The sequence below is a fragment of the Serratia proteamaculans genome, assembly GCF_013337185.1.
Classification (GTDB): domain Bacteria; phylum Pseudomonadota; class Gammaproteobacteria; order Enterobacterales; family Enterobacteriaceae; genus Serratia; species Serratia proteamaculans_D.
Genome location: NZ_SWDE01000014.1, coordinates 1 through 4590, shown reverse-complemented (window position 1 = coordinate 4590; position 4590 = coordinate 1). Strand labels below are relative to the sequence as shown.

4 protein-coding genes, 4 tRNA genes and 1 other RNA gene are annotated in these 4590 nt (G+C 47.0%); 1 reads left to right on the top strand and 8 read right to left on the bottom strand.

All coding sequences use genetic code 11. The features are described from left to right. The 6 genes from FCL49_RS24530 to FCL49_RS24505 form a co-directional block, all read right to left on the bottom strand. Window positions 1-99, bottom strand: a 99-nt coding sequence (locus tag FCL49_RS24530; protein WP_001363157.1) for a GTP-binding protein, incomplete at its 3' end; no start/stop codon positions are given. 109 nt (window positions 100-208) lie between these two features. Next, window positions 209-284: transfer RNA gene (locus FCL49_RS24525), tRNA-Thr, on the bottom strand. 6 nt (window positions 285-290) lie between these two features. Further along, a tRNA-Gly gene (locus FCL49_RS24520) sits at window positions 291-365 on the bottom strand. A gap of 37 nt (window positions 366-402) precedes the next feature. After that, window positions 403-518: non-coding RNA, RtT sRNA (locus FCL49_RS24515), on the bottom strand. 46 nt (window positions 519-564) lie between these two features. Further along, window positions 565-649 (bottom strand) — tRNA-Tyr (locus FCL49_RS24510). Between the two features lie 24 nt (window positions 650-673). Continuing rightward, window positions 674-749 (bottom strand) — tRNA-Thr (locus FCL49_RS24505). A gap of 438 nt (window positions 750-1187) precedes the next feature. On the opposite strand from FCL49_RS24505, the gene coaA reads away from it, so the two are divergent. Then, entirely contained in the window at window positions 1188-2138 is a 951-nt protein-coding gene (gene coaA, locus FCL49_RS24500; RefSeq protein WP_174355466.1) for a type I pantothenate kinase, read from the top strand. Window positions 2139-2184: 46 nt separating this feature from the next. On the opposite strand, the gene birA is transcribed toward coaA, so the two are convergent. Both birA and murB read right to left on the bottom strand, forming a co-directional pair. Further along, window positions 2185-3147, bottom strand: a complete 963-nt coding sequence (gene birA, locus FCL49_RS24495) for a bifunctional biotin--[acetyl-CoA-carboxylase] ligase/biotin operon repressor BirA (protein ID WP_174355465.1) — start codon at window positions 3145-3147, stop codon at window positions 2185-2187. Beyond that, window positions 3144-4181 carry a UDP-N-acetylmuramate dehydrogenase gene (murB, locus tag FCL49_RS24490; protein ID WP_174355464.1) on the bottom strand — a complete coding sequence of 346 codons (1038 nt, stop codon included), beginning with the start codon at window positions 4179-4181 and terminating at the stop codon, window positions 3144-3146. The genes birA and murB overlap by 4 nt, the downstream gene beginning before the upstream one ends. Window positions 4182-4590: the final 409 nt, after the last annotated feature.

The window sequence follows — 4590 nt, the reverse complement described above, 5'->3', positions numbered from 1 at the left end:
GGTGATTGCTGCAGTCAGGGTAGTTTTACCGTGGTCAACGTGGCCGATAGTACCGACGTTAACGTGCGGTTTTGTACGTTCAAACTTTTCTTTAGACATCGATTGTCCCTCTAAGACACGGATAAATCGGTGGTATCACCACATCAACCAAGCATTTGCTTGTTGAATCCAGAACAGAAAGAAAATCAGGGGGCGAGATTATAAGAAGTGGTGCTGATAGGCAGATTCGAACTGCCGACCTCACCCTTACCAAGGGTGCGCTCTACCAACTGAGCTATATCAGCACATCTTGGAGCGGGCAGTGGGAATCGAACCCACATCATCAGCTTGGAAGGCTGAGGTAATAGCCATTATACGATGCCCGCATCCTGGAACTCGGCTACCTGACTTTTCTGTAGAATTTTTAGGTGGGAGAAGGATTGTTCGTCGCTTAACTCTCACCCTTCGGGCCGGCTGCGCGATGCGCTGCACAACTCGAACCTTGCTGAAGACTTTCGTCTTCCCCTTCCGCAATTTAACCGTTGCGAGTTTATCGCTGGCCAGTTAACTGCCGAAGGCAAGATATGGTGGTGGGGGAAGGATTCGAACCTTCGAAGTCTGTGACGGCAGATTTACAGTCTGCTCCCTTTGGCCGCTCGGGAACCCCACCAGATTTTAACTATTGTGACTTGATTGGTGCCGGCTACCGGAATCGAACTGGTGACCTACTGATTACAAGTCAGTTGCTCTACCAACTGAGCTAAGCCGGCATCAAGTGCAGCGCATTCTAGGTAGACCGGACGGCCTATGCAACAAAAAAATTGCGTTAACTGCACTTTCGCTCATAAATCACCCAATTTTGCCCACTACCTGGCAATTCACACTGTAAGGCGTGCAAATATTCATCAATCACAGTCATCACTCCCGATACCGTAATTGTTCTTTTGCGAGTGTCGTCCATATATTTTACCTAAACAGCAGTTTCACCCCATTCGGCAAGCTGTGAATTGAAGTAAGAAGACGCAGAAAGCGACTCCTGCCTACTGCGCGCCGCTTCGCACAATTGACATAAACTCATACTAATCGCCAACTTTTGCGAAAAAAGTCTACGCCAAAAACGAAGCTGTCTATAATATGCAGCTTGATTATTATCTGGAGTTGGCGTCCGGCGCCTTTCCCAACCTGCGTTAACAGGCAGAATTTGGCTTATGATAAAAAGAGATCAATCTTTAGCGACGCCCTATCTTCAGTTCGATCGTACCCAGTGGGCTGCGTTACGGGATTCGGTGCCGCTGACACTGTCAGAAGAAGAGATTGTTAAACTGAAAGGGATTAACGAAGATCTCTCTTTGGAAGAGGTAGCACAGATTTATCTGCCGCTATCTCGATTGTTGAACTTCTATATCAGTTCGAACCTGCGCCGTCAGGCCGTACTTGAGCAATTTCTCGGTACTGATGGACAAAAAATCCCCTACGTTATCGGCATTGCCGGCAGCGTTGCCGTAGGTAAAAGTACCACAGCACGCTTGCTACAGGCATTGCTTGGCAGTTGGCCGGAACATCGTAGCGTTGAGTTGATCACCACCGACGGCTTTCTGCACCCGAATAAGGTGTTGAACGAACGCGGGCTGATGAAGAAAAAAGGCTTCCCACAGTCTTATGATATGCACAGTCTGGTGAAATTCGTTTCTGAAGTGAAATCCGGCGCTAAACGCGTGACCGCTCCAGTCTATTCCCATCTTATTTATGATGTTGTTCCCGAAGGGAATAAAGTCATCGAGCAACCGGACATTCTTATTCTTGAAGGGCTAAACGTATTACAGAGCGGCATGGATTATCCTCATGATCCGCATCGTGTATTTGTTTCTGACTTTGTTGATTTTTCAATATATGTCGACGCCCCTGAAGAACTGCTGCAATCCTGGTATATCAATAGATTCCTTAAGTTTCGCCAGGGTGCATTTTCTAATCCTGATTCTTATTTCCATAACTATTCCAAGTTGCCTGAGCCAGAGGCTGTCAATATAGCCACTCAGCTATGGAATGAGATTAATGGATTGAATTTACAAGAAAATATTCTGCCTACACGTGAGCGTGCCAGTCTAATCATGACGAAGAGTGCTAATCACGCGGTTGAAAACGTACGTTTAAGAAAGTAATTTTCTAATAAACAAGGGGCCTACCGGCCCCTTATTTTAATGATAATTACTCAGCACTTCGTAGGGATATTTCCCCCCCGATAAACGGTTTAATCACACCGTCCTGGTCGAGCAATAATGCCCCTTGTTGATCAATGCCTCGTGCTATGCCAAAAATCTGTTGTTCACCAATTAATAGTTTAACCGGCCGATCGATAAAGTTATCCAAAGCGCGCCAGCGCGCAATAAATGGCGCTAAACCATCAATCTCAAACTGCCGCAGCGATTGACGCAATTCATTGAGTAAAGTGGCAGCCAATTCATTGCGATCGATATTAATCCCCGCCTCCTGCAGGTTTATCCAGCCTTGATTAATCGCATTGGCATTGGTTTCACGCATCGCCAAATTGATACCGGCACCAATGACCAACTGTGCCGCATCACCGGTTTTCCCTGTTAATTCGACCAAGATGCCCGCCAACTTGCGATCGTTAAGGTATAAGTCGTTTGGCCATTTAACCCTGACATCTTGCGCCCCAAGGCCTTTGAGCACCTCAGCCATCACGATGCCAATCACCAGACTCAGCCCCATTGCTGCTGCAGGCCCCTGATCCAGACGCCAAAACATGGAGAGATACAGGTTGGCGCCAAATGGTGAGATCCATTGACGACCGCGACGACCACGACCGGCCTGCTGGTACTCAGCAACACAGGCATCGCCAGTTTGCAGTTCGGTGATACGATCCAGCAAATATTGGTTGGTGGAATCCACGACCGGCAGTACAGTGACACGCTTATCAACCAATTGGCCAAGAATACGTTCAACATCCAGTAACTGGATCGGGCCAGGCAAGCTATAACCCTTCCCCGGCACGGTAAACACATCCAAACCCCATTCTCGGATAGTCTGGATATGTTTATTAATAGCAGCACGGCTCATGCCCAGCAACTCACCCAGATTTTCACCAGAATGGAAATCGCCATCGGCTAGTATAGAGATGAGCTTAAGGGGAACTTTGGTGTCTTTCATGAAAGAACCTCTACGGCATTCAATTCACCGCCCGCACCGATAAAGCGAACTTCCGGCTCCAGCCATACGTCGAACTTTTTCGCTACGGTATTACGTACATGCCGTGCCAACGCTACCACGTCCTGACTGGTGGCATTATCCGCATTAACCAGCACAAGCGCCTGTTGCTTATGTACCGCCGCACCGCCAATTTGGTGGCCTTTAAGTTCACACTGGTCGATCAGCCAGCCTGCAGCCAGCTTCACCTGACCATCCTGCTGCGGGTAATGCGGCATACCAGGATATTCGGTAGTCAGCACTGCGGCCTTTTCACTGCTGACCAATGGGTTTTTGAAGAAGCTGCCTGCATTACCCGTCACCTTAGGATCAGGCAGTTTGCTGCGGCGCATTGCACATACGGAGTCAAACACCTGGTGTGGTGTCACCGTTTCAGGGTCCAGCTTTGTCAGATCGCCATAATTCAGCATCGGATCCCATTGCTTGCTAAGGCGCAGGCCTACACCAACAATGATATGTCCCTTCTGAAAATGATGTTTAAAAATACTTTCTCGGTAGCCAAAGCCACAGTCTGATGCGGCAATGCGATCGATGGCACCCGTAGTCAGATCTAATAGATCAACGTAGTCACATACACTCTTGAGTTCGATACCATAGGCACCGATGTTCTGAATAGGTGCAGAGCCGACCAGGCCGGGGATTAACGCCAGGTTTTCCAGTCCAGGAATGCCGGTTTCCAAAGTACGACAAACCAAACCATGCCAATTCTCGCCAGAGCTAACGTGAAGAAACCAAGCATCCTCCTCCTCTCGAATGTCGATACCTTTTAATTGATTGATCATAACCGTACCGGAAAAATCATCAAGAAACAGGACGTTACTCCCTTCTCCAAGTACCAGTAGCGGCTCTTGACGCTTCTGCGTTTTCTGCCAAACCTTGATCATTAATTCGATTGTTTCTGCAATGACCAGATGCGCTGCGTTGACCGGGAGCGCAAAAGTATTGTGTTTTTTTAATGACGCGCTTTCAGTAGACATAACGATAAATACCTATACGGAAATGAACCTTCACCTAGTCTACTCGATTCGGCACGCCAGGCTAATATTTGTTTTCATCGACAGGGATTTTATCTGGATAACATCCATCGGAGGAATACTTTCGATTGTTTTATAAGGTGTTTTCTATATAAATGAATTAAGTAATACGTTATAGATAGACACCAAAATTATTAATGCCGGCTTTTCCTCATAACTGAGTCTTATTAGCAAAAACTAAAGTACTCCTCCTAAAATGGCTTATATATACTTGAAGTTATTTACCATTTTTAAACATAGTTGGTATTTATATATTAAAGATAGCCAGCTGGCTTTTATTCGGAGGGTATTGTGATGTGGAGTCTTCTATCAAGACGCCGCGTAGCGGCGTCTGTTTTTGTCTTTCACGCAC

What these genes read in the sequence shown, in the direction of transcription:
- birA (WP_174355465.1), bottom strand. Translation starts at nt 3,147, where the DNA reads ATGAAAGACACCAAAGTTCCCCTTAAGCTCATCTCTATACTAGCCGAT.
- murB (WP_174355464.1), bottom strand. Translation starts at nt 4,181, where the DNA reads ATGTCTACTGAAAGCGCGTCATTAAAAAAACACAATACTTTTGCGCTC.
- coaA (WP_174355466.1), top strand. Translation starts at nt 1,188, where the DNA reads ATGATAAAAAGAGATCAATCTTTAGCGACGCCCTATCTTCAGTTCGAT.